At 73.5% G+C, this 25,789-nt stretch carries 2 protein-coding genes; one reads left to right on the top strand and one right to left on the bottom strand.

All coding sequences use genetic code 11. The annotated features are described in order from the left end of the window. Positions 1-549: carboxyl transferase domain-containing protein (locus J5Y04_RS34830; RefSeq protein ID WP_305852881.1), on the bottom strand; the 549-nt coding region annotated here is incomplete at its 3' end. Positions 550-1,459: 910 nt separating this feature from the next. Here J5Y04_RS34830 and J5Y04_RS34825 point away from each other — a divergent pair. Beyond that, a complete protein-coding gene (locus J5Y04_RS34825) occupies positions 1,460-25,789 on the top strand; it encodes an SDR family NAD(P)-dependent oxidoreductase (RefSeq protein WP_209416547.1) in 24,330 nt (8,109 codons plus the stop codon).

Here is a 25,789-nt window from a genome sequence, read left to right as displayed (position 1 = left end):
GAGCATCACGGAGATCTGCGGGATGACGCCGGAGGCACGGGTGTTGCGCTGGAAGATGCCGCCGTAGCCGGCCAGCGCGGTGACGCCCTCCTGGATCCGGGCACCGGCGCCGTCGTTGAGGGAGACCAGCGGCGCACCGGCCGCGATGGCCATGTCCATGATCTTGTGGATCTTCTGCGCGTGGGCCTCGCCCAGCGCACCGCCGAAGATCCGGAAGTCGTGCGCGTAGGTGAACACGGTCCGCCCGTGCACCGTGCCCCAGCCAGTGACGACACCGTCGGTGTGCGGCTTCCTCGCCTCCAGGCCGAAACCGGTCGCGCGGTGCCGGCGCAGCGGCTCCACCTCACGGAACGAACCCTCGTCCAGCAGCAGGTCGATCCGCTCGCGGGCGGTCAGCTTGCCCTTGGCGTGCTGGGCCTCGGTGGCCTTCTCGCCGGGGCCGCGGCGGACCTGCTCGCGCAGTTCGTGCAGCTCGGCGACCCGCCCGTGGGCGTCGGCCGGGATCTCGGGGATCTCGTCGCCGACCGGCGCCTCATGCACAACCGTCATCTCGAACCACTCCAAGGGTGAGGGAACCGTCCGAGCCCGCAGGCGGTGATCCGCTCCGCTGGGCGAACACTTCTTCGGTCATGCACACTACTGAACCAGGAGGCGCGATGTCGGACTGTTGATCAAGTTCGCAGCCCCGTAAGGCTGTTGTCGAGTCCTCTGGCTGATACCGCATCACCTTCGCCCGAAATCAGCGGTCGAATGCCCCGGGCCGGCTCGCCGGCGGGATTTTTCAGGCCTGCCGGCCGGCGATCCGGTGGCGGAGGGGGCCGGATCAGACCGGCGGCGAGGGTGGGAAGTTGGTGGCCGTCGCAGTGGTCCGGGGACCGGATTCCGTCGCTCCCTGTCCACCCTTGGTCAGCACAGAGCACCAATCGTTTACTTGACGCCCGGTTAGATCTTGCAGGATTCTGTTCCCGGAAGGGCATGTTCATGGTGTCGACAAGGGAGGGAGGCTCCTGCATGGCCGGAAGCGGTCACCTCAGGGTCTTGACTCACCGGACACCAAGGATTAGCCCGGCCCGTGCGGACCTGTCCCGCACTGCCGAGGGACGGAATGCCCCACATCCGGTGGGCATTTGGCAAGCGCGAGCCGCCGGCTGCGCTAAAGGGGACCGCGGCGGTTGGGAGCGCATCAAAACACGAACCGACACGTAATCCGACTGATCGTCACCCAGGGCGGGTCGGGTTGCGTCGCGCCGGAAAGGCGTGGTCGGACGAGATCCAGGCACCGGTTCGGCGGATGCCGGCAAAGAGGCCGGCAAGGGTGTGCCTGTTGATCCCCGTGCGGAGTTCCGGCTCCCGCACGGGCAATTGACGCTCGACACCGAGGCGCGCCCGCGGCCGTGGCACCGCCACGGCCGCAGTCCGTTACGGCCGGGACACCGGGGATGTCAAGAGGGGTCTTCCCATGCAGAAGAACGACGTTGCCGTCATCGGCATAGCGTGCAGGTTTCCCGGGGCGGAGAACTATCAGCAGTTCTGGGACAACCTGAAACACGGCCGGTCGCACATCGACGAAGTCCCCCGGAGCCGTTGGGACTGGAGGAAATACCCTTCTCCGGACGGCGATCCCGGTGACGGACCGGTGCGCCGGGGCGTCAGCAAATGGGGCGGCTTCCTCACCGACGTGGACGCCTTCGACGCGGCGTTCTTCCGTCTCTCCCCGCTGGAGGCGGAGAGCACGGACCCGCAGCAGCGAATCATGCTGGAACTCGCCTGGTCGTGTATCGAGGACGCCGCCGTGCGGCCCGAAGCACTGGCGGGAACGAGTGTCGGGGTCTTCCTCGGTTCCTACAATCTGGACTACAAGGAACTCCAGGAGCGGGAGCTGCGCGAGGTCGCGGCGCACCACTCCACGGGAACCGCGGGCGCGGTCATCGCCAACCGGATCTCCCACTTCTTCGACTTCCGCGGGCCGAGCGTGGCGGTCGACACGGCCTCATCCGCCTCCCTGCACGCCCTGCACCTGGCCGTCCGGTCGCTGAACCAGGAGGAGTGCGGCGTCGCGCTCGCCGGCGGGATCAACCTGGTGCTGACCCCGGGGCGCAACGTCTCCTTCTCCAAGACCGGCATGCTGTCCCCCACCGGCTCCTGCAAGACCTTCGACGAGCGGGCCGACGGCTACGTCCGGGGGGAGGGCGCGGGCCTCGTCCTGCTCAAGCCCCTCGCCGACGCCGTCCGCGACGGCGACACCATCCACGGTGTCATCAAGGGCAGTGCGGCCAACCACAGCGGCCGCACCCGCACCCTGACCTACCCCAACGACGAGGCGCAGGCGCAGGTCATCGCGGACGCGATCCGCCGGGCCGGGATCTCCCCGGACACCATCGGCTACGTCGAGGCGCACGGGACGGGGACGCCGACCGGCGACCCGGTGGAGATCCAGGGCCTGGTGAAGGGGTTCCGGGCGGCCCGTGGCGACGCCGAGGCGCCCGGGGCGGGCACGGAGGCGGAGCCCGGACCGTCCGGCCACTGCGGCCTGGGCTCGGTGAAGCCGAACATCGGCCACCTGGAAGCCGCCGCGGGGATCGCCGGATTCATCAAGGTCCTGCTGGCGATGGGCCACGGGCAGCTGCCGGGCCTGCACAACTTCCGGACCCTGAACCCGCGCATCCGCCTGGAGGGCACGCCGTTCCACATCGTGGAATCCCTCCGCCCCTGGAAGCCGCTGCTCTCGGAGGCGGGTGAGCCCCTTCCCCGCCGCTGCGGCGTCAGCTCCTTCGGCTTCGGCGGCACCAACGCGCACGTCGTGCTGGAGGAGGCGCCGCCGCGCACCGCGGCCGCCCGTCGGCCCCGCCCCGGCTACCTGATCTGCCTCTCCGCCCGGACCACCACGGCGCTGGAGCAGCGGCTCCGCGACCTGGCCGGGTGGCTCGACCGGGAGTGGCCCGGGGTCGACCTGACGGACCTCAGCGCCACGCTCCTCCTCGGGCGCGAGCGCCTCGACCGCCGGACGGCGCTGGTCGTGCGCAGCACCGACGAGCTACGGGTGAAGCTGAAACGCCTGCTGGAGGCCGGGCGGGCGAGGAACTGCCTCCACGACCGGGGCTCCGCCGGGCAGCCGGCCCCGGCCGACGGGGAGCAGGCCGCAGTGCCGGGCCCCGAGGGGCCGCGCCGCGAGGTGTCGGAGGCGTTCCACCTCGGCGCGGAGGTCCCCGCGGACGAGTACACGGAACAACTGCTGGCGCTGGCCGAGGCGTTCACGGAGGGGGACGGCCTCCCCGGGGCGGACCTCTTCCGGTCGGTCGGGGCGCGCAGGCTCCGCCTGCCGACGTACGCGTTCGACCGGCGGCGCTTCTGGATCACCCCGGACGTCGCCGACGGCACGCCGGCCCCGGCCCCGGCCGGGGGCCTGGCAGCCGGAGGCGCAGCGGCCGGTCAGGGAGCGGCCGAGCACGAAGAGAACCGGCACGAAGAGACCCGGCACGAGGCCGGGCACGAGGAACCAGCATCGGATGCGGGCGGCAACGCACGCCACTGGGAGTGGGCAGGTTTGGGCGTCGAAGAGAGTGTCGAGGCGGATCTCCGGAGCATCGCGGGCCGGGTCCTGAAGCTCGCGGCGGACGAGATCCACCCGAAGGACCGGCTGACCGACCTCGGGTTCGACTCGGTCGGCAACACACAGCTGGCCCTGAGGGTGGGCGAGCACTTCGGGATCGACGTCACGCCCGAGCTCTTCTACACCTACTTCACGCTGGAGATGCTCCGGGACCACCTCGTCCGCGACCACCGGGACGCCGTCCGGCGCACCTACGCCGACGCCCCCGCCGCCGAGGACGCCGGGAACGCCGGGGCCGACGCCCCCGCCGAGAACGCCCCCGCCGCCGAGGCCGTCACCGAGGCGACCCCCGCCCCCGCCGACGCCTCCCACGCGCCCGGTGCGTCCTCCGCCGCCGCCGACGACGCCATCGCGGTCATCGGGATGAGCGGACGCTTCCCGCAGGCCCGGACGGTCGACGAGTTCTGGAACCTCCTCGCCGAGGGCCGGGAGGCGATCGGGCGGATACCCGCGGACCGGCTGGAGAGCTGGCGCGGCCCCCTCGACGTGACCGGCGTCAAGGGCGGCTGGATGCCCGGCGCGGCCGAGTTCGACCCGCTGTTCTTCGAGATCTCCCCCAAGGAGGCCGAGGCCATGGACCCGCGGCAGCGCCTGCTGCTGCAGGAGTCCTGGCGGGCCCTGGAGGACGCCGGCTACGGGGCCGAGCAGCTCCGCGACAACACCATGGGCATGTTCGTCGGCGCCGAGCAGGGCGACTACCAGCGCCTCACTGGGGACGAGGAGACGCTCACCTCCGGCCACGACGGCATCCTGGCCGCCCGTCTCGGATACTTCCTGAACTTCTCGGGCCCGGTGCTCAGCATCAACACGGCCTGCTCGGCGGGCCTGGCCGCCGTGCACCAGGCCTGCCTGAGCCTGCGCACCGGCGAGTGCGACACCGCGGTCGCGGCGGGCGTCAACCTCCTGTCGACGTCCACGTTCTTCGAGCACGCGACCCGGTCCGGCATGCTGTCGGACGACGGCGTCTGCTACGCCTTCGACAAGCGTGCCAACGGCCTGGTGATGGCCGAGGCCGTCGCCGTCGTGGTGCTGAAGCCCCTGGCGAAGGCGGTCGCCGACGGTGACCGGATCCACGCCGTCATCCGGGCCAGCGGCGTCAACTACGACGGCCGGACCAACGGCATCACCGCGCCCAGCCAGCCCGCGCAGGCCGCCCTGCTGGGCACCGTCTACGAGCGGTTCGGCATCGACCCGGCCGGCATCGACCACGTGGTGGCACACGGCACCGGTACCCGCCTCGGCGACCCCATCGAGGTGAACGCGCTCGCCGGCGTCTTCGGCCGCTACACCGACAAGAAGCAGTACTGCGCGCTGACCTCGGTCAAGACCAACGTCGGGCACACCCTGGCCGCCTCCGGCGTGGTCAGCCTGATCGGGCTGGTGCAGGCCCTGCGGCACGAGACGCTGCCCGCGAGCCTGCACTGCGAGCAGGAGAGCGACTACATCAACTGGGCCGACAGCCCCTTCTACGTCAACCGGGAGGCGCGGCCCTGGAAGGACGCCCCGGGCCGCAAGCGGCTCGGCGCGGTCAGCTCCTTCGGCATCAGCGGCACCAACGCCCATGTCGTGGTGGAGGGTTACCGGGCCGAACCGGTCCGCTCCGGCGCCGCCGACCGGCCCTCCCAGCTCCTCGTGCTCTCCGCCAAGACCGACGAGGCGCTGCGGACCAGGGCGGCGGAGCTGCTCGCCCTCCTGAAGGACGGCGGGGCCGCGGAGCCCGGCCTCGACGGTATCAGCGCCACCCTGCTCGGCGGCCGGCACCACTTCGCGCACCGCTGCGCGCTGGTCGCCGCCACCCGCGAGGAGGCCGGGCAGCTGCTCCAGCAGTTCCTCGACGGCAAGAAGGCCCCCCAGCTCTTCCGGGGGGTGGCCGGCCGGGACTTCCAGCCCCAGGTCGCCCTCACCGAGTACGGCAACGAGCTGATCGGGCGCGCCGCCGGTGCGGCCGGCGACCGCGGCCGCTACCAGGACACCGTCCGCGCCCTGGCCGACCTCTACTGCCAGGGCTACGAGCTCGCGTGGGCGCGGCTCTTCGGGGACCGGCCGCCGCTGCCCGTGTCGCTGCCCGGCTACCCCTTCGCGCGCGAGACCTACTGGGCCGCGGCGGACGGGTCCCGCCCCGCCCTCGCGGCGGCCGGCCAGGGCGCGCGCCCGCGCCTGCACCCGCTGCTGGACGCCAACGAGTCCACGCTCCACGCGCAGCGGTTCGGCAAGCAGCTGTCCAAGGACGAGTTCTTCCTCCGCGACCACGTCGTGGACGGCAAGATCCTGCTCCCGGGCGTCGCCCACATGGAGATGGCGTACACGGCCGCCCGGCTGTCCAGCGGCTCCGACGCCGTGACGCTGCAGGACATCATCTGGGGCCACCCGATCGTCATGGAGGAGGACTCCCGGACGGTCAACATCGAGCTGAGCCCGCTCAAGCAGGACACGCTGGACTACCTCATCTACGCCGAGACCGACGGCCGGCGGACGGTGTTTTCGCAGGGCCGCGCGAACTACGCCGCGGAGCAGCCCTCGCGGGTGCGGGGCAGCATCGACATCCCCGGCATCCTGGCGCGGTGCACCGGTCGCCAGGAGAACGCGGAGATCTTCGCGAGCTTCCGGGAGCTGGGCTTCGGCTACGGCGAGACCTTCCAGGCCATCGAGACGCTGCACTGCGGCGAGACCGAGGCACTGGCCCGGATCGTCCTCGGCGACGGCCTGGAGGGCGAGTACCCCGCCTTCACCATGCACCCCTCGCTCTTCGACGCCGCGCTCAACACCCTGCGCGGCATCGGCCACCAGGACGGCGTGCTGAGGATCCCGTTCAGCCTCGAAGAGCTCGTCGTCTTCGCCCCGATCCCGAGCACCTCCTACTGCCACGCCACGATCCACCGGATCGCGCGCGACGGCGCGGTCAGCGTCAACCTGGCGATCTGCGACGAGAACGGCGCGGAGTGCGTGCGCGCCACCGGCCTCGTCTTCAAGGAGTTCGCGGCCAAGAAGGACGAGGAGCTGCACCTCTACGTCCCGCGCTGGACCGAGGGCACCCCGCAGGAGTCCGGCGCCCCCGCCGGCGCGGACGGCGTCCTGCTCGTCCTCGACGACGACGAGGCGCGCCCGGCGCGGATCGCGGCCGCCCGCCGCGGCCCCGTCGTCCGGGTGACGGCCGGCCAGGCCTTCGCGGAGCCGGCCCCCGACGTCTTCACCGTCGACCGCCGCAGCGGCGCCGACTTCGACCGCCTGCTGCGCACGCTCGGCGAACGCGGCCGGCTGCCCCGGGAGATCGCCGACCTCTGGGCGCTGACGCCCGGTCGGTCCGACCTCACCCTCGGGCTGGAGAGCCTGCGTCACCTCTTCCGGGCCGTGCACCGGGCCGGCGTCGAGCAGGAGATCCAGTACCTGGCCGTGCTGCCGGGCGAGCAGGGCCCCGGTGCCCAGGAGCCGTCCCGGGCGGCGGCGGAGGCACTCTCCGGCTTCGCCCGCGCCATGACGCCCGTCAACCACCTGTTCCGGATGAACACCCTCCAGCTCGACGCGGCCGCCGGCGCCGAGGCCGTCGCCGCCGGCGTGCTGCGGGAACTGCACCTGGCCGAGGGCCCCACCGCCCGCGGCGGGCACGAGATCCGGCACACCGGCGCCACCCGCTCCGAGCGGGTCCTCCGGCCGTGGACCGCCGGCGGCAAGCCCGCGGCCTCGCCGCTGCCCCTGAAGGAGGGCGGCGTCTACCTGATCAGCGGCGGCGCCGGCGCGCTGGGGCTGCACCTCGCGACCTACCTCGCCCAGCAGTGCCGGGCCAGGCTCGTCCTGCTCGGGCGCCGGCAGCCCGACGCCGAGCGGCAGGAGAAGCTCGCCGCGCTGGAGGCGGCCGGGGCCGAGGTCCTCTACCTCGCCTGCGACGTGGCCGACCGCGCCGACGTCGGCCGGGCCCTGTCCGCGGCGCGGGAGCGCTTCGGCAGCCTGGACGGCGTCTTCCACAGCGCCGGCATCGTCGGCAGCCTGGGCGTCATGGAGGCCGACCAGGCCGAGTTCGACGCCGTCCTGGCGCCGAAGCTGCACGGCACCGTCCACCTGGACGAGCTGACCGGGCAGGACCCGCTGGACTTCTTCGTCCTCTTCTCGTCCATCGCCGCCCACGTCGGCGACTTCGGGCAGGGCAGCTACGCCGCCGCCAACCGCTTCCTCGACGCCTACGCCCACCAGCGGGAGGCGCTGCGGGCCGAGGGCCTGCGCCACGGCCGGAGCATCTCGGTCAACTGGCCGTACTGGGACGAGGGCGGGATGCTCGGCGACATCGAGCAGGACGGCACCGCCAAGACCCTCTACTACGACTACTCCGGCATGCGCGGCCTCAGGACGGCCGAGGGCATCCAGGCGCTGCTGAAGATCCTGGTCTCCGGCGAGACCCAGGTCGTCGTGACCAAGGGCGAGCGGGCGAAGATCGAGAAGGTGCTGCGGGTGGCCGGCGCGGACCGCGCCAAGGCGGCCCCGAAGGCCCCGGCGGCGCGGGCGGTGGCCGCCGCGGCGGTCCGCCCGTCGGTCCAGGCGCGCGTGACCGTCCCCGTCGCGGTGGTCGCGGAGCCGGTGGTGGTTGCGGGTGGTGGTTCGGAGGAGTTGCTGGGCCGGACGGTCGAGTACCTGAAGGACCGTCTGTCGCAGGTGTTCCGGATTCCGAAGGGGCGGATCGACGCTGCTGCGGAGTTGGGTGAGTACGGGATCGAGTCGATCCAGATCATGGAGTTGATGCGTCTTCTGGGGAAGGACTTCGAGTCGATTCCGGGGACGTTGTTCTTCGAGTACCGGACGATCGACGAGTTGGCGGGGTACTTCTCGGAGAACCAGGCGGAGCGGCTGACCGAGCTGCTCGACCTCGGGCAGCCCGCCGCCCCGGCCCCGGCCCCGGCCGCATCGGCACCCGCCGCCCCGGCCCCGGTCGCGCCGGCGCAGCCGCTCCGGACGCAGGCCGCACCGGCGGTGTCCGCGGCCCCGGCCGTGCAGGGGCACCCGCAGGCCGCCGGGCGGTCGCGTGACGTCGCGATCATCGGCGTCAGCGGCCGCTACCCGAAGGCCCGGAACCTCGACGAGTTCTGGAAGGTCCTGGAGCGCGGCGAGGACTGCATCGAGGAGATCCCGGCGCACCGCTGGGACAAGGACGAGCACTACGCGGCCGAGAAGACGCCCGGCAAGAGCAGCAGCAAGTGGGGCGGCTTCATCGACGGCGCCGAGAACTTCGACGCCCTGTTCTTCAACATGTCCCCGAACCAGGCCGCGCTGACGGACCCGCAGAGCCGCCTGTTCCTCCAGTCGGCCTGGGAGGCCATGGAGGACGCCGGGTACACGCGCAAGACCCTGAGCGCCGACAAGGCCCGCAAGGTCGGCGTCTACCTCGGCATGATGTGGAACGAGTACCAGCTGCTCAGCGGCCAGGAGGTCGTCCTCTCCGACCGCGCGGCCGCCTCCAACGCCGTGTCGTACTTCTTCAACCTGCACGGGCAGAGCCTGACCGTCGACACCGCCTGCTCGTCCTCGCTCTACGCGATCGCCATGGCGGTCGAGAGCATCCGCAACGGCAGCGCGTCGCTGGCGTTCGCCGGCGGGGCCAACCTCTCGCTGCACCCGAACAAGTACGTGTCGCTGAGCCAGATGAACTTCTTCGCCAAGGACGGGCGCTGCCGCTCGTTCGGCGACGGCGGCACCGGCTACGTGCCGGGCGAGGGCGTGGGCTGTGTCCTGCTCAAGCCGCTCGACCAGGCCGTCGCCGACGGCGACCACATCCACGGCGTGATCCGCGGCGTCGCCACCGTCCACGGCGGCAAGACCAACGGGATGACGGTGCCCAACCCGCTGGCCCAGGCGGAGATGGTCACGGCCGCCCTGGCCGACGCCGGCCTCTCGGCCGAGGACGTCAGCTACATCGAGGGCCACGGGACGGGCACCTCGCTCGGCGACCCGATCGAGATCACCGGCCTGACCCGGGCGTTCCGCAAGCACACCGCCAGGAAGCAGTACTGCCCGATCGGCTCGGTCAAGTCGAACATCGGGCACCTGGAGGGCGCGGCCGGCGTCGTCGCCGTCACCAAGGTGCTGCTGCAGATGAAGCACGGGATGATCGCGCCGTCCCTGCACTCCGAGAAGCTCAACCCCTACATCGACTTCGCGAACACGCCGTTCTACGTCCAGCAGGAGCTGGAGCCGTGGCGGCGCCCCACGCGGACGGTCGACGGGGTGACGCGGGAGCTGCCCAGGATCGCCGGCGTCTCCTCCTTCGGTGCCCACGGCGCCATCGCGCACGTGATCATCGAGGAGTACGTCCCCGCGCAGGAGCCGGCGCCGCAGACCGGCCGCAGCGTGCAGCCGCAGCTCGTCGCCCTGTCGGCGAAGGACGGTGACCGCTTGCGCGAGAAGGCGCAGGCGCTCCTGGACTGGCTGTCGGAGCAGGGCCGCGACGCCGCGCTGCCGGACATCGCCTACACGCTCCAGGTCGGCCGCGAGGCCATGGAGGAGCGGCTCGCCCTGGTCGTGGACGGTCACGACGCGCTGCGCGAGAAGCTCCGGGCCTTCCTCGACGGCGGGCAGGACGTCGAGGGCGTCTTCCACGCCGGGGTGCGCGCGCACAAGGACACCGTCGCCCTCCTGGAGGCCGACGAGGAGATGCAGGAGGTGGTGGCGCGCTGGCTCGAACGCGGCCGGGGCGAGAAGCTCGCCGAGCTCTGGGTCAAGGGCCTTGCCCTCGACTGGGAGTCGCTGGCCCGGGGCGCCGAGGTGCGCCGCATCCCGCTGCCGACGTACCCGTTCGCGCAGGAGCGCCACTGGCTGGACGCGCCGAAGCCGCTCTCCCTGGGCCGGGCCCCGGTGGAGCCGGTCGCCGTCGCGCCGGCGGTTGCCGCGTCGGTCGTTGCCGCGTCGGTCGCCGTCGCGCCTCCGGTCGCCCGGACGGTCGCCGTCACCGCCCCGGCCGCCGTGGCCGAGGCGGAGGAGCCGACCCGGTCGCTCGCCTTCGTGGAGGGCTGGGAGCCGCAGGCGCTGGACGGCACGGCCGACCGGCAGCCCGGTGGCGTCGTCTTCCTCTGCACCGGGGCGGAGCGCCAGGCCGGGATCGCCCGGGCCGTGCGCGCGCTCGACCCGGCCCTGCCGGTGGCCTTCGTCGCCTTCGGCGACGCCTACCGGAAGGTGGCGGCGGACTCCTACGAGGTCCGGCGCGGTGAGCCCCAGGACTACCGGGAGGCGTTCCGCGACCTCGCGGCGAACCGGCCCGGCATCGACGCGGTCGTCAACCTCCGTGCGCTGGAGCCAGGTTGGGACGCCGAGGACTTCGGTGACGTCGTCCTCACCCTCCAGGCCGTGGCCGCGGCCAAGCTCCCCGCGCGGCGCCTCGTGCTCGCGGGGGAGTACCGCGACGGCGTCGAGCGCGCCCTGCTGGAGGCCCACATCGGCTTCGAGCGGTCGCTGGGCCTGGTCATGCCGCAGCTGTCCGTGGTGGCCGTGCTCCAGGACGCCGCCGACCCGCAGCGGCCCGCCGACGAGGCCGCCTGGACACAGCGGCTGCTCGCCGAGCTGCGCACCGGGAAGGCCGTCAGCGCGCTCTACCGCGCCGGCGGACGCTTCGTCAGCCGGGTCCGGCCGGTGGCCCTCGCCGAGCGCCCCGGCGCCCTGCGGCGCGGTGGCACCTACCTGATCACCGGCGGGGCCGGCGGCCTCGGCATGATCGTCGCCCGGCACCTCGCCGGGAGCTACGCGGCCAACCTGGTGCTCACCGGGCGCTCCCCGCTGGACGCGGCGCGGCAGGAGCTGCTCGACGGCCTGACCGCCGCCGGGGCCCGGGCCGTGTACGTGCAGGCGGACGTGGCCGACGCGCAGGACATGAAGCGCGTCGTGGCGCAGGCGCGCGAGCGCTTCGGCGCGCTGAACGGCGTCGTCCACGCGGCCGGTGTCCAGGGCGGGGGGAGCGTCCTGCAGAAGGAGCCCGGCACCTTCGCGGGAATCCTGGAGCCCAAGATCCGCGGCACGCTGGCGCTGGACGAGGCGCTCGCGGGCGAGCCCGTCGACTTCGTCTGCTACTTCTCCTCGACCTCGGCCGTCATCGGTGACTTCGGCACCTGCGACTACGCGGTCGGCAACCGCTTCCAGATGGCCTACGCGGCCCACCGCGACGCGTTGGTCGCGGCCGGGCGGCTCTCCGGCCGGACGGTGGTCGTCAACTGGCCGCTCTGGCGCGAGGGAGGGATGGGCTTCGACCAGGACACCACCACGATGCTCCTGCGGTCGAGCGGCCAGGACTTCCTGGAGACGCAGGACGGCATCGCGCTGTTCGAGCAGCTGCTGGCCCAGGACGCCCCGCAGCACATGATCCTGGTGGGCAGGCCCAGCCGGGTGGTGCGCTTCCTCGGGCTGACGCAGCCGCAGCCGGCCGTCGCGCCGTCCGCCCCGGCGGCGGCGTCCGCGCCGGTGGTCAGCCCCGAGGAGGGGCTGGACCGCGACCTCAGGGAGATCATCAGCGGGGCCGTCAACATCGGCCTCGACAAGATCTACGAGGACGACAACCTCTCCGACTACGGCTTCGACTCGGTCAGCCTGGCCGAGCTGGCGGCCCGGCTCGGCTCGCACTACGGCGTCGAGGTCTCGCCCTCGCTCTTCTACAGCCACTCCACGCTGCGCAAGCTCAGGGGCTACTTCGCGGCCGAGCACCAGGACGTCCTCGCCGCGTTCTACGGCGGTGGTGACGACGCCGTACCCGCCACCGCCGCCGAGGTGGCCGAGCCGGACTGGTTCCGGGCCGCACTCGACCGGGCCGCGGCCGAACCGGCACCGGCCCGGCCCGCCGCACCGGCCCGGCCCGTCACCGCAGCCCAGCCCGTCACCGCGGCTCAGGCCGCCGTCGACGGGGCCGTCGAGGCCATCGCCGCCGTCGAGGCCGCCACGGCCGGACAGCAGGCGGGCGGCACCCGCCCCGAGCCCGCCGCCCGGACTGCGTCCGGGGGGAGCGCGGACGACGACGCCATCGCCGTCATCGGCATGAGCGGCCGCTTCCCCGGCGCGGACGACGTCGACCAGCTCTGGTCCGTCCTCGCCGAGGGCCGCGACACCGTGACCCCGGTCAGCCGTGAGCGCCTCGCCCTCTGGGGCGAGCCCGAGGACAGCCCGTTCGGCGCGTTCCGGGTCGGCCAGCTGTCCGGACCGGACGAGTTCGACCCGCTGTTCTTCGAACTCTCCCCCAAGGAGGCGCAGAGCCTGGACCCGCGCCAGCGGCTGCTCCTCCAGGAGTCGTGGCGGGCGCTGGAGGACGCGGGCTGGAAGCCGGCGACCACCCGCAGGGTCGGCATGTTCGTGGGCGTCGAGCAGGGCGACTACGGCGACCTCGCCCGCGGCACCGGCAGCATCACCGCCAACCACGACGGCATCCTCGCCGCGCGGCTGTCCTACTTCCTGGACCTCAACGGCCCGGTGATGGCCCTCAACACGGCCTGCTCCTCCGGTCTCGTCGCCGCCCACCAGGCGTGCGCGAGCATCCGCAACGGCGAGTGCGAGACCGCCCTCGCCGCCGGGATCAGCCTGATCACGACCCCGCAGCTGCTCGACGGCACCCGGCAGGCCGGCATGCTCTCCGAGGACGGCGTCTGCTACGCCTTCGACAAGCGGGCCAACGGCATGGTGCTCAGCGAGGCCGTCGCGGTCGTCGTCCTGAAGAAGCTCTCCGCGGCGGTCGCCGACGGGGACCGGATCCACGCCGTCATCCGCGCCAGCGGCATCAACTACGACGGCAGGTCGAACGGCATCACGGCCCCCAACGGCGACGCCCAGACGGAGCTGCTGCGCTCCACGTACCGGCAGTACGGGGTCGACCCGGCGGACGTCGAGTACGTGGTCGCGCACGGGACGGGCACCCGGCTCGGGGACCCGGTGGAGATCAACGCGCTCAACGACGCCTTCAAGGGCTTCACCGACAAGCAGCAGTACTGCGCCCTGACCTCGGTCAAGGCGAACGTCGGGCACACGCTCGCGGCCTCCGGCCTCGTCAGCCTCATCGGGCTCGTCCAGGCCATGCGGCACGAGACGATCCCGGCGAGCCTGCACTGCGAGCAGGAGAGCGAGTACATCGCCTGGAAGGACAGCCCGTTCTTCGTCAACAAGGCGAACCGGGCCTGGCCCGAGCGCGCCGGGCGCCGGCGCGTCGGGGCCGTCAGCTCGTTCGGTATGAGCGGGACCAACGCACACATGGTTGTGGAGAGTTATCCGGTGCAGAACGAGGACGAGGCCGCGACGATGCCCGCCCACCTCCTGGTCGTGTCGGCCAAGTCCGAGGAGTCGCTGCGGCAGCGCGTCACCGACCTGATCGACTTCCTGGAGGACGCCACCCGCCCGCAGGGCCTGCGCGAGGTCGGCGCGACCCTGCTCGACGGCCGGCCGCACTTCCAGCACCGCTGCGCGGTGGTGGCCCGCGACGCCGCCGAGGCCGTCCGCCTGCTGCGGCAGTGGGCCCGGGACGGGCAGGCGCCCGACGTCTTCACCGCGCGGGTGCCCAAGGGCTTCGCGCCGAAGGACGAGGTGCGCGAGGCCGGCGACCGCCTGCTGGAGCAGGCGGCCCGGCTGCACCACGACGGCGCGCTCTACACGGACGCGCTGCGGGCCGTGGCCAAGGCCTACTGCCAGGGGCACGACCTCGCATGGCTCCGGCTGTTCGGCGGCCGGCGCCCGGCCCCGGTCTCGCTGCCCGGCTACCCCTTCGCCAGGAAGCGGCTGTGGCAGCAGGACGTCGCCCGGCAGGCGGCGGCCGCGGCCGGCCACCCGCTGCTGCGGCGTTCCGCGGAGCCCGGCCGGCCGGCCGGGACGACCCTCACCGGCCGGGAGTTCTTCCTGCGCGACCACGTCGTGGCCGGGGAGAAGGTCCTCCCCGGCGTGGCGCACCTGGAGCTGGCCCGCGCGGCCCACGCCGCCGCCCGGGCGGACCAGGGCGGGCGGCCCGGCACCGTGGTGATCCGGGACGTCGTCTGGATGCGGCCGGTCAAGGTCGGTGACACCCCGTCGGACGTTCAGGTCGAGCTCGACCCGGACACCTCCGGGGTGCGCTACCGGATCCTCGCCCCGGTGGCCGGCGCGCAGCCGGCCGTGCACAGCCAGGGCCGCATCCTCGTCGGCGACACCCCGAGCCCGGCCCCGCTCGACCTCGCGCGACTGCGGGCCGAGTGCGGCTCCTACGAGATCGACGCCGCCGAGGCGTACGCCTCCTACCGGCGCAAGGGCATCCAGTACGGTCCGGCCTTCCAGGGCCTGGTGCGGATCTTCGCCGGTGAGGGGCAGGTCCTCGCCGAGCTGGCGCTGCCGCGGGCGGCGGAGGACGGCCTCGACCGCTTCGGGCTGCATCCCAGCCTGCTCGACGCCGCCCTGCAGGCCTCCATCGGCCTGCTGGACGCCGTCGACGGTGCCCACCTGCCGTACGCGCTGGAGGAGTTGGAGATCCTCGGGCCCTGCACGCCGACCATGTGGGCGTGGCTGCGGCGCAGCGAGCGTCCGGCCGGGCAGGGCGGTTCGGTGCAGGGCGGTTCCGGACAGGGCGGTTCGGTGCAGGGCGGTTCGGGGCAGGGCGGCGACAAGCTGGACGTCGACCTGTGCGACGCGCAGGGCAACGTGAGCGTGCGGATCAGGGCCTTCAGCACCCGCCCGGTCAAGCGCGCCGCCCAGCCGCTGCCCGTCGCCGCCCCGGCCGCGTCCGAGTGCCGGCTCACCCTGATGAAGCCGGGCTGGGAGCAGGCGCAGCCGCCGTTCCCGCCGGCGGCGCAGCGCACCCCGGGCGGGCGGATCCTGCTCGTCGGCGACCAGGCGGACGCGCTGGGCTCGGTCCTCACCGGCCACGAGGGCGTCGAGGTCCTGCTGCTGCGGTCGGGCGACACCGTCGACGGCCTCAGGGCCCGGCTGGCGCGCGGCGGCGCGGTCTACGACCACGTGGTCTGGGTCGCGGGCGGCGCCGCACCGTCCGGGCCGGAGAGCGACGAGCTGATCGACCGTCAGGAGCAGGGCGCTTACGCCGGGTTCCGGCTGGCCAAGGCGCTCCTGGCGCTCGGGTACGAGAAGCGGGCCCTGGAGTGGACCGCCGTGACGGTCCGCAGCCAGTTCGTCGGCGACACCGACCGGGTCGACCCGACCCACGCCGGTGTGCACGGCCTGCTGGGCTCGCTGGCGAAGGAGAACCCGCGCTGGCGGGTCCGCCTCGCCGACGTCGAGGAGCTGCGCGACTCCGTCCTGCGCGAGGCGCTCGACCTCCCGGTGGAGCCGGCGGCGGCCACCTGGGCGCACCGGGGCGGGCAGTGGTACCGGCAGACCCTGGTGCCCGTGCCGGCCGAGGAGGCGGCCCGCGAGGACGCCACGGCGTACAAGCACGGCGGCGTCTACGTCGTCATCGGCGGCGCCGGCGGGCTCGGGGCGGCCTGGACGGAGCACGTCGTGCGCAACTACCGGGCGCAGGTGGTCTGGATCGGCCGCCGCCCCGAGGACGAGGCGATCCGGGCCCGGATCGCCGAGCTGGCCCTGCTGGGCCCCGCGCCCTGGTACCTCCAGGCCGACGCCACCGACCGGGAGTCCCTCGCGGCCGCCGTCGCCCGGGTCAAGGCGCGCTTCCCGCAGATCCACGGCGTCGTCCACTCGGCCATCGCCCTGCTCGACCAGAGCGTGGCGCGGATGACCGAGGACCGGTTCCGGGCCGCGGTGCAGGCCAAGGTGGACGTCAGCGTCCGGATGGCCCAGGTCTTCGCCGGCGAGCCGCTGGACTTCGTGCTGTTCTTCTCCTCGCTCAACTCCTTCCAGCGCTCCGCGGGCCAGAGCAACTACGTCTGCGGCTGCGTCTTCAAGGACGCCTTCGCCCGGCTCCTGCAGCAGACCTGGCCCGCCACCGTGAAGGTCATGAACTGGGGCTACTGGGGCAGCGTCGGCGTCGTCGCCGCCGACGCCTACCAGCGGCGGATGGAGCTCGACGGCATCGGCTCGATCGAGCCCGCCGAGGGCATGGCGGCGCTGGACGTGCTGCTCTCCGGGCCGTTCGACCAGCTCGCCGTGGAGAAGACCACGACCCCGAAGCGGGCCGCGAAGCCGGCGGTCGTCGCCGCGGGTGCCGCCGGTGCCGCCGACGTGGTGCGCACCGCGGACGAGCACCAGCTGCGGCGCGTCCTCGCCGACTCCGGCAGCGCCCGGGGCTTCGACGACGAGCTGCTCTGCGAGCTGCTGTTCACGCAGCTGCGGGCCGTGGGGCTGAGGGCCGAGGGCGGCTCCGTCGCCGGGCTCCGGGCCGCGCTGAAGCCGGGCGGCGGCTACGACCGCTGGCTCGACGAGAGCCTGCGCATCCTGGCCGGCCACGGGTACCTGGAGTACCGCGAGGACGGTGCCGGGCACTACGCGCCGACCGCGAAGGCCCCGGCCGACGGTGACGCCGTGTGGCGGCGCTGGGAGGCGCTGTGCCGGGAGGGCAACGGCGCCAACGCCTACGTCGCCCTGCTGGACCCGGCGGTCCGCGCGTTCCCCGAGGTCCTCACCGGCCGCCGGCCCGCGACCGACGTCGTCTTCCCCGGCTCGTCGATGAGCCTGGTGGAGGGCGTCTACCGGCACTGCGACAGCGCCGACGCCCTCAACGAGATCATGGCGGACCAGGTGGCCGCCCGGGTGGCGGCCCTGCTCGACCGCGACCCGGCCCGCCGGGTGCGGATCTTCGAGATCGGCTCCGGCACCGGCGGCACGAGCGAGAAGGTGCTGCGCCGGCTCGCGCCGTACCGCGACGCCATCGCCGAGTACCGCTACACCGACCTCTCCAAGTACTTCCTGCTCAAGGGCCGCAAGGAGTTCGGCGCCGAGCACCCGTACGTGCGGTTCGAGCTCTTCGACGTGGAGCGCGGCCCCGCGGAGCAGGGCGTGACCGAGGGCGGCTACGACATCGTGCTCGCCACCAACGTCCTGCACGCGACCCGCGACGTGCGGGCGGCCGTGCGCCACGCCAAGGCGCTGCTGGGTGCGGACGGCGAGCTCGTCCTGAACGAGATGGCCGCGCGCACGCTCTTCCTGCACCTGACCTTCGGCCTGCTCGACGGCTGGTGGCTCTACCAGGACGCCGAGCTGCGGATCGAGGGCTGCCCCGGCCTGGCGCCCGCGAGCTGGCGGACGGTCCTGGAGGAGGCGGGCTTCGGCCCCGTCGCCTTCCCGGCCGCCGCGGTGCACGAGGCGGGCCACCAGATCGTGGTGGCCCGGTCCGGTGCGGCCGTGCCCGCCGCCGTGGCCGCGCCGCTCGCCGCCGCGCCCACCGCCGTGGCCGCGCAGACCGGGCAGGCCGCGCAGACCCTGCCGGCCGCGCCGGAGGTGAGCGAGGGCGAGGTGCGGGCGTACGTGCAGCGCGCGATCGTCGCGCGGATCCAGGAGTCCCTGGGGCTGGCCGCGAGCGAGGTCCACGAGGAGGACGCCTTCTCCGACTACGGGGTGGACTCCATCCTCGGGGTGCAGCTGATCCAGGACCTCAACGAGGACCTGGGCGGGGTGCTGGTCACCACGGACCTGTTCGACCACGGCTCGGTGCGCCGGCTGGCGGCCTACGTGGCCGACACCTTCCCCGGGCAGGCGCGGGCGCTGCTGCCGCGGAGCGCCGCCGACGCACAGCCGGCCGCCGCTGCGCCCGCCACCCAGGTGGTTGCCCCGGTCGTCACGCCGGCCGTCGCCGCGCCCGCACCCGTCGCGGTCCAGGAGGCGCGCGTGCGGGAGGCGATCCTCGCGCAGATCGAGCAGTCCCTCGGCCTGGACCGCCGGGAGATCTCCGAGGAGGACGCCTTCGCCGACTACGGCGTCGACTCCATCCTCGGGGTCGGCCTGACGCAGGACCTGAACACCGCGCTCGGCACCACGCTGGCGGCCACCGACCTGTTCGACCACAGCTCGGTGCGCCGGCTAGCCCGGTACGTGGTGGAGTTCCACCGCGACGAGCTGGCCGCCTCGGCCGTCGCGGAGCCCGAAGCCGCTCCCGCGCCGCGGCCCGCGGTCGTCCCCGCGGCGGCCGCCCCCGCGCGGGTCGTCGCCACCTCGGTCGTCCCGGCGCCGGAGGCCCCCGCGGCCGCCGTGCCCGCCACCGTTGTGCCCACTGCCGTCGTGCCTACTGCCGCTGCGCCCACCGCCGTCGCGGCCCCCGCGCCCGCTGCGCCCGCGGCTGCCGCGGACCCGTCCACCGAGCCGATCGCGATCATCGGCCTGAGCGGGCGGTTCGGCACCGCGAAGGACGTCCACCAGCTCTGGCAGCACCTCGCCGAGGGCCGCAGCCTGGTCGGCGAGATCGACCGCTGGGACCTCTCCACGTACGTCTCGCCGGGCGCCGGACACCCCCGGTACGCCTCGCTCATGGACGACATCGACCTCTTCGACCCGATGTTCTTCCAGATATCCGGCCTTGAGGCCACCTACATGGACCCGCAGCAGCGCCTCACGCTGGAGGAGTCCTGGAAGGCGCTGGAGGACGCCGGCTACGCCGGCGAGGCCGTCCGCGGCCGGGACTGCGGCGTCTACATCGGCACCCAGATCAGCGACTACCTGACCGCGCCCGCCGAGGACGCCCCGGCCCAGGCCATGTGGGGCAACGCCGAGGCGATCATCCCGGCCCGGATCTCCTACTACCTCGACCTCCAGGGCCCCGCCATCGCCGTCGAGACGGCCTGCTCCGGCTCCCTGGTCGCCATCCACCTCGCGTGCCAGGCGCTGCGCGCCGGCGAGGTGGAGCTGGCCCTGGCCGGCGGTGTCTCGGTGCAGTGCGCACCCGACTACTACCTGGCGGCCCACAAGGCCGGCATGCTCTCCGACACCGGCCAGTGCCACACCTTCGACGAGCGGGCGGACGGCTTCGTCCCCGGCGAGGGCGTCGGCATGGTCGTGCTCAAGCGCCTGCGGGACGCGCTGGCCGACGGCGACCACATCCACGGTGTGGTGCGCGCCTCGGGCCTGAACCAGGACGGGACGTCCAACGGCATCACCGCGCCGAGCGCGAAGTCGCAGGAGCGGCTGGAGCGTTCGGTCTACGACACCTTCGGCATCGACCCGGCCGGCATCCAGCTGGTCGAGGCCCACGGCACCGGCACCAAGCTCGGCGACCCGATCGAGTTCCAGGCGCTCACCCGGGCGTTCCGCGCCTACACCGACAAGCAGGAGTACTGCGCGATCGGCTCGGTGAAGACCAACATCGGGCACGCGGCGCCCGCCTCCGGGGTGGCCGGCCTCGCCAAGGTCCTGCTCGCCATGCACCACCGCGAGCTGCCGCGCTCCCTCCACTTCGAGCAGGGCAACGCCCACATCGCCTTCCAGGGCAGCCCGTTCTACGTCAACACCGTCCACCGCGAGTGGACGGCCGAGCCGGGCCGCCCGCGGCTGGCCGCCCTCAGCTCGTTCGGGTTCAGCGGCACCAACGCCCACCTGGTGATCGAGGAGGCCCCCGAGCGGCTCCGCACCGGGCCGGCCACGGACGGCCACCTGGTGGTGCTGTCCGCCCTCTCGATCGACCAACTACGCACCCAGGCCACCCAGTTGGCGGACCACCTGGCCGGCCGTCCGGAGACCGGGCTGGGGGACGTCGCCCTGACGCTGCTCCTGGGCCGCCGGCACTGCCCGGTCCGGCTGGCCTGCGTCGCCCGGGACACCGCCGAGCTGGTGGCGCGCCTGCGCGAGTGGCTCGCGGACGGCCGCGAGGAGCACGTGCGCGTCGCCGACCTCGCGGACCACGCGCCGCGCCCGCAGACCTCCCTGGAGCAGTTCGGCAACAGCTGCATCCGGCAGTGCGCCGACGGCGCGGCCGGGACGGCTCGGACCGAACAGCTGGAAGCCGTGCGCGACCTCTACCTCCAGGGCTACGAGCTGGGGTACGCGCGGCTCTTCCCCGCCGGGGCGCACCTGCGCGTCCCGCTGCCGACCTACCCCTTCCTGCGGCAGCGCTACTGGCTGCCCGAGGAGGCCGTGACGCGGCGCCCGGCCCTGCCCGCCGCGCCCGTCCCGGCGGCCCTGCCCGCCGCGCGCGCCACCGGCCCGGAGGACGCCGACCACCTGTCGCTGGCACCGCTGTGGGTCCGCGAGCCGGCCCCCGGCCAGGGCGCCGAGCCGGCCGACGGCCTGGTCCTGGACGGCAACGTGGTGGTCGTCGGCGGCGACGCCGACGAGCGCGCCGCCGTCGCCGCCCACTGCGCCGCCCCGCACTTCCTCACCGACGGCGACACGCGGAGCGTCGAGGCGCTCACCGCCGCGCTGCGCCGCATCGGCACTGTCCGCCACCTCGTCTGGATCTCGCCGGCCGACGCCGCCGCGACGGCCGGGGCCACCGCACTGCTGCAGCGCACCGACACCGGCGTGGTCGCCTTCTTCCGGCTGACCAAGGCCCTGTTCGCGCTCGGCTACGGCGGCGAGGAGCTCAGCTGGACGGTCGTGACCCGCCAGACCCAGTCCGTGCTCCAGGGCGAGACGGTGCACCCCGCCGACGCGGCGGTGCTCGGCCTGGCCGGCGTGATGGCCAGGGAACTGCCGAACTGGGGCGTGAAGTCCTTCGACCTCGGCGTGGCCGAACCCGCCCCCGTCGCCGTCCTGCTGGGCGCCCCGGCCCGCTCGGTGCGGGCGCTGCGGGGCGGGCAGTGGTTCCGCCGCAGCCTGGCCGAGGTGGCGCTCCCCGCGCCGGCCCGCACCCCGTACAAGGAGGGCGGCGTCTACGTCGTCCTCGGCGGGGCCGGCGGCATCGGCGAGCTGTGGAGCGAGGACGTCATCCGCCGCTTCGACGCCCAGGTGGTCTGGATCGGCCGCCGCGAGAGGGACGACGCCATCCAGCGGAAGATCGACCGGCTCGGTGCCCTGGGCCGCGCGCCCTGGTACGTCCCGGCGGACGCCGCCGACCCGGTGTCGCTGCGGGCCGCGTACGAGAAGGTCAAGGAGCGGTTCGGCACCGTCCACGGAGTCGTCCAGTCGGTGTTCGGCCTGGTCGACCAGAGCCTGCCGAACACGAGCGAGGAGCAGTTCCGCCAGGGCCTGAGCGCCAAGGTCGACGCCAGCGTGCGGATGGCCGAGGTCTTCGACGCCGAGGGGCTCGACTTCCTGCTGTTCTTCTCCTCGATCGCGTCGATCAACCAGACCATGGGCTACTGCAGTTACGTGGCCGGCAACGCCTTCGAGGACGCCCTCGCCGACCGGCTGTCCGCGGAGCGCGGCTACGCCGTCAAGGTGGTCAACTGGGGCTACTGGGGCGCCGTCGGCAGCGGGCTCGACGTCCCGCAGCACGTCCGGGAGCGGATCTACCAGCAGGAGGGCCTCGGCGACATCGACCCGGCGCTCGCCATGGACGCGGTCGAGCGGCTGCTGGCCGCGCCGCTCGGGCAGCTGGTCTACGTCAACACCCGCAAGCCGGAACGGTTCGAGGCCTACTCGGCGCACGAGTCCGTCCGGGTGCTGAGCCCGGCGGCCGCGCAGGCCGGCCCGCTCACCCCCGAACTCCCATCCCGTCAGGGCGCGTTGCGCACGGTGGAGACGCAGGCCAAGGACAAGCTCCGGGAGCTGGACGCGCTGCTCGCCAAGCTGCTCTGGTGCGAGCTGCACGGCCGCGGCTGGTTCCCCGGCGGCGTCTTCGACGCGGCCTCCTTCCAGCAGGCCAACGGGATCATCGGCAAGTACGACCGCTGGCTCCAGGAGACCCTCAAGCTCTTCGTCCAGCAGGGCCACCTCGTCGAGACCGGAACCGGCTACCGCGCCGGCGCCGCCGCCCCCGTCGACGCGGCCGCGGCCGCGGCCGAGTGGGAGCGCAACAAGCAGGCGTGGCTGGCCGATCCGGAGCTGCGGGCGTCCGTGGACCTGGTCGACAAGACCCTCCGGGCGCTGACCGGCATCCTCACCGGCGCCACCTCCGCGGTCGACGTCATCTTCCCCGGCTCCTCCCTGGACCTGGTGGAGGGCATCTACAAGCGGAACATGATCGCCGACTACTTCAACGACGTCGTCGGCGACTGCACCGTCGCCCTGGTCGAGCGCCGGCTGGCGCAGGACCCCGGCGCGCGGTTCCGCATCCTGGAGGTCGGCGCCGGCACCGGCGGCACCACCGCCACGGTCATGCGCCGGCTGCGCCCGTACGCGGAGCACATCGGCGAGTACTGCTACACCGACCTCTCGCGGGCCTTCCTCATCCACGGCAGGCAGCAGTGGGGGGCGGAGAACCCGTTCCTGCGCACCGAGCTCTACGACGCCGGCCGGCCGGTGGCGGAGCAGGGTTTCGAGGAGGGCGGCTACGACCTCGTCATCGCGACCAACGTGCTCCACGCGACCAAGGACATCCGCGTGTCGCTGCGCAACAGCAAGGCCCTGCTGCGGCCCGGCGGCGCCGTCGTGGTCAACGAGATCGACGGCTACACCGTCTTCGGCATGCTGACCTTCGCCCTCCTGGACGGCTGGTGGCTGTACGACGACCCGGAGCTGCGGGACGCCGGCGGCCCGGGCCTCGAACCCGCGATGTGGCGGTCCGTGCTGGAGTGGGAGGGCTTCGCGGCCGTCGAGTTCCCCGCCCGGGACGCGCACCCGCTCGGCCAGCAGGTCGTCGTCGCCTTCAGCGACGGCGTGATCCGCCAGGCGGACGGCGTCGAGCCGCCCGCCGAGGCCGGGCCGCTGCCCGTGGCGCCCGCCGGGGCCCGCCCCGCGGCGCCGGCCGCCGCGCAGCCGGAGCCGGAGGCCGCCCCGCAGCCCGTGCGGGTGGACGAGGCGGCGTTCAAGGACGCGATGCGGACGTACCTGCGGGAGCTGGTCGCCCGGACCCTGCTGATCCCGGCCGGGTCCATCGACGCCCGCGAGCCGCTGTCGGCCTACGGCATCGACTCGATCCTCATCCTCCAGCTCCTGAACAACCTCAAGAAGGACCTGGGAGAGGTCAGCAGCACGCTCTTCTTCGAGTACCGCACGATCGAGGAGCTCACCGGGCACTTCGCCGGGCGGCAGGACGAGGCCCTGGAGCGGGCGGTCGGCCTGGCGCCGGCTGCCGTGGCCGCTCCGGCCGCTCCGGCCGCAGTGACCCCGGTGGCCGCGGCGTCCGCAGCGCCCGCCGTGCCCGTGCGGACCACGCCGGTCGCGCCCGCGCCCGCCGTCGCGGTGACGGGCGCACCCGAGCCCGCGCCGAAGCGCGGTGGCGACATCGCGATCGTCGGCATGAGCGCCCGGTTCCCGCAGGCCGAGACGCTGGACGCGTACTGGGAGAACCTGCGGTCCGGCCGCAACTCCGTCACCGAGATCCCCGCCGACCGGTGGCCCCTCGACGGCTTCTACGAGCCCGACAAGGAGAAGGCCGCCGCGGAGGGCAAGAGCTACAGCAAGTGGGGCGGCTTCCTCGACGGCTTCGCCGACTTCGACCCGCTGTTCTTCGAGATGACGCCCAACGAGGCGATGGAGATCGACCCGCAGGAGCGCCTGTTCCTCCAGGAGACCTGGAAGGCGTTCGAGGACGCGGGCTACACGCGGGCGCGCATCGAGCGGGACTTCGACGGCCGGGTCGGTGTCTTCGTGGGCATCACGCGCGCCGGACACAACCTCTACGGGCCCGAGCGGTGGCGCCGCGGCGACACGACCTACCCGTACACCTCGTTCGGTTCGGCGGCCAACCGGGTCTCGTTCAAGCTGAACCTGAACGGCCCGAGCATGCCGGTCGACACGCTCTGCTCCTCCTCGCTGACGGCTCTTCACGAGGCCTGCGAGCACCTGCTCCGCGGTGACTGCGAGCTGGCCGTGACGGGCGGGGTGAACCTCTACCTGCACCCGTCGAGCTACCTCAACCTGTGCAACCTCCAGATGCTCGCGGACGAGGAGAAGTGCCGCAGCTTCGGGCTCGGCGGCAACGGCTTCGTCCCCGGCGAGGGCGTCGGCGCGATCGTCCTCAAGCGACTGGAGGACGCCGAGCGGGACGGCGACCACATCCACGCCGTCATCCGCGGCACGAGCATCAACCACGGCGGGACGACCAACGGCTACACCGTGCCGAACCCGGTGGCGCAGGGAAGGGTCGTGCGCCAGGCGCTCGACCGGGCCGGCGTCGACGCCCGCACGATCAGCTACATCGAGGCCCACGGCACCGGGACGGCGCTCGGCGACCCGATCGAGATCAACGGCCTCACCAGGGCGTTCTCCGGTGACACCCGGGACGTCCAGTACTGCGCGATCGGCTCGGCCAAGAGCAACATCGGCCACGCCGAGGCCGCCGCGGGCATCGCCGGCGTGCTGAAGGTCGTGCTCCAGCTCCAGCACGGCGAGCTGGCGCCCAGCCTGCACGCCGAGGAGCTGAACCCGCACATCGACTTCGCGTCGACCCCGTTCGTGGTCCAGCGCGAGCAGGCGGAGTGGAAGCGCCCGGTCGTCACCGTGGACGGCGTCACGACGGAGGTCCCGCGCCGGGCGGGCGTCTCGTCCTTCGGGGCGGGCGGCGCCAACGCGCACGTGGTGATCGAGGAGTACGTCCCGGCGGCGCCGGCCGCCGCGGGCGGTCCGGCCGACGGCCCCGCCGTCGTCGTCCTCTCCGCCAAGGACGAGGAGCGGCTGCGGGAGCAGGCCGCGGCGCTGTTGCGTTGGCTGCCCGCCGCGGAGCTGCGCGGGGTGTCCGTCACCGACGTCGCCCACACGCTGCAGACCGGGCGCGAGGCCATGCCCGAGCGGCTGGGGACGGTCGTCGGCTCCCTCGGCGAGCTGAGGGAGCGTCTCCAGGGCTTCCTGGAGCGCCCCGAGCGGGCCGAGGGGCTGCACCGCGGCCGGGTGAAGCGCCAGGACCGCGCACTCTCCGCGCTCACCGCGGACGAGGACATGGGCGCGATCCTCGAAGCCTGGATCGCGAAGGGGAAGTACGCGAAGGTGCTCGACCTCTGGGTGAACGGCTTCGAGCTCGACTGGCGCAGCCTCCACCCGGGGCGCACGGCCCGGGTCGTCCCGCTGCCCACCTACCCCTTCGCCCGGGAGCGGTACTGGATCGCCGAGAAGCGGATCGACGGTCCCGAGGACGGGGCCGGCGCGGTGGCGGCGGGCCTTCCGGAGGGACGGCCCGACGCACGGACGGACGCACGGCCTGACGCACAGCCCGACGCACTGCTGGACGACGTCCTCGACAGCTACCTGAGCGACTCCCTCGGCATGGAAGCCGCCGCAGAGCACATCCGCCGGTCGTTCGACGACGCCGGCCGTACCACGGACAACGGGGGTCGCTGA

It is taken from the genome of Kitasatospora sp. RG8 (genome assembly GCF_017813315.1).
In the GTDB taxonomy this organism is placed as follows: Bacteria; Actinomycetota; Actinomycetes; order Streptomycetales; family Streptomycetaceae; genus Kitasatospora.
Note: the sequence above shows the minus strand (reverse complement) of the source record. Positions and strands in the feature narration are given on the sequence as shown.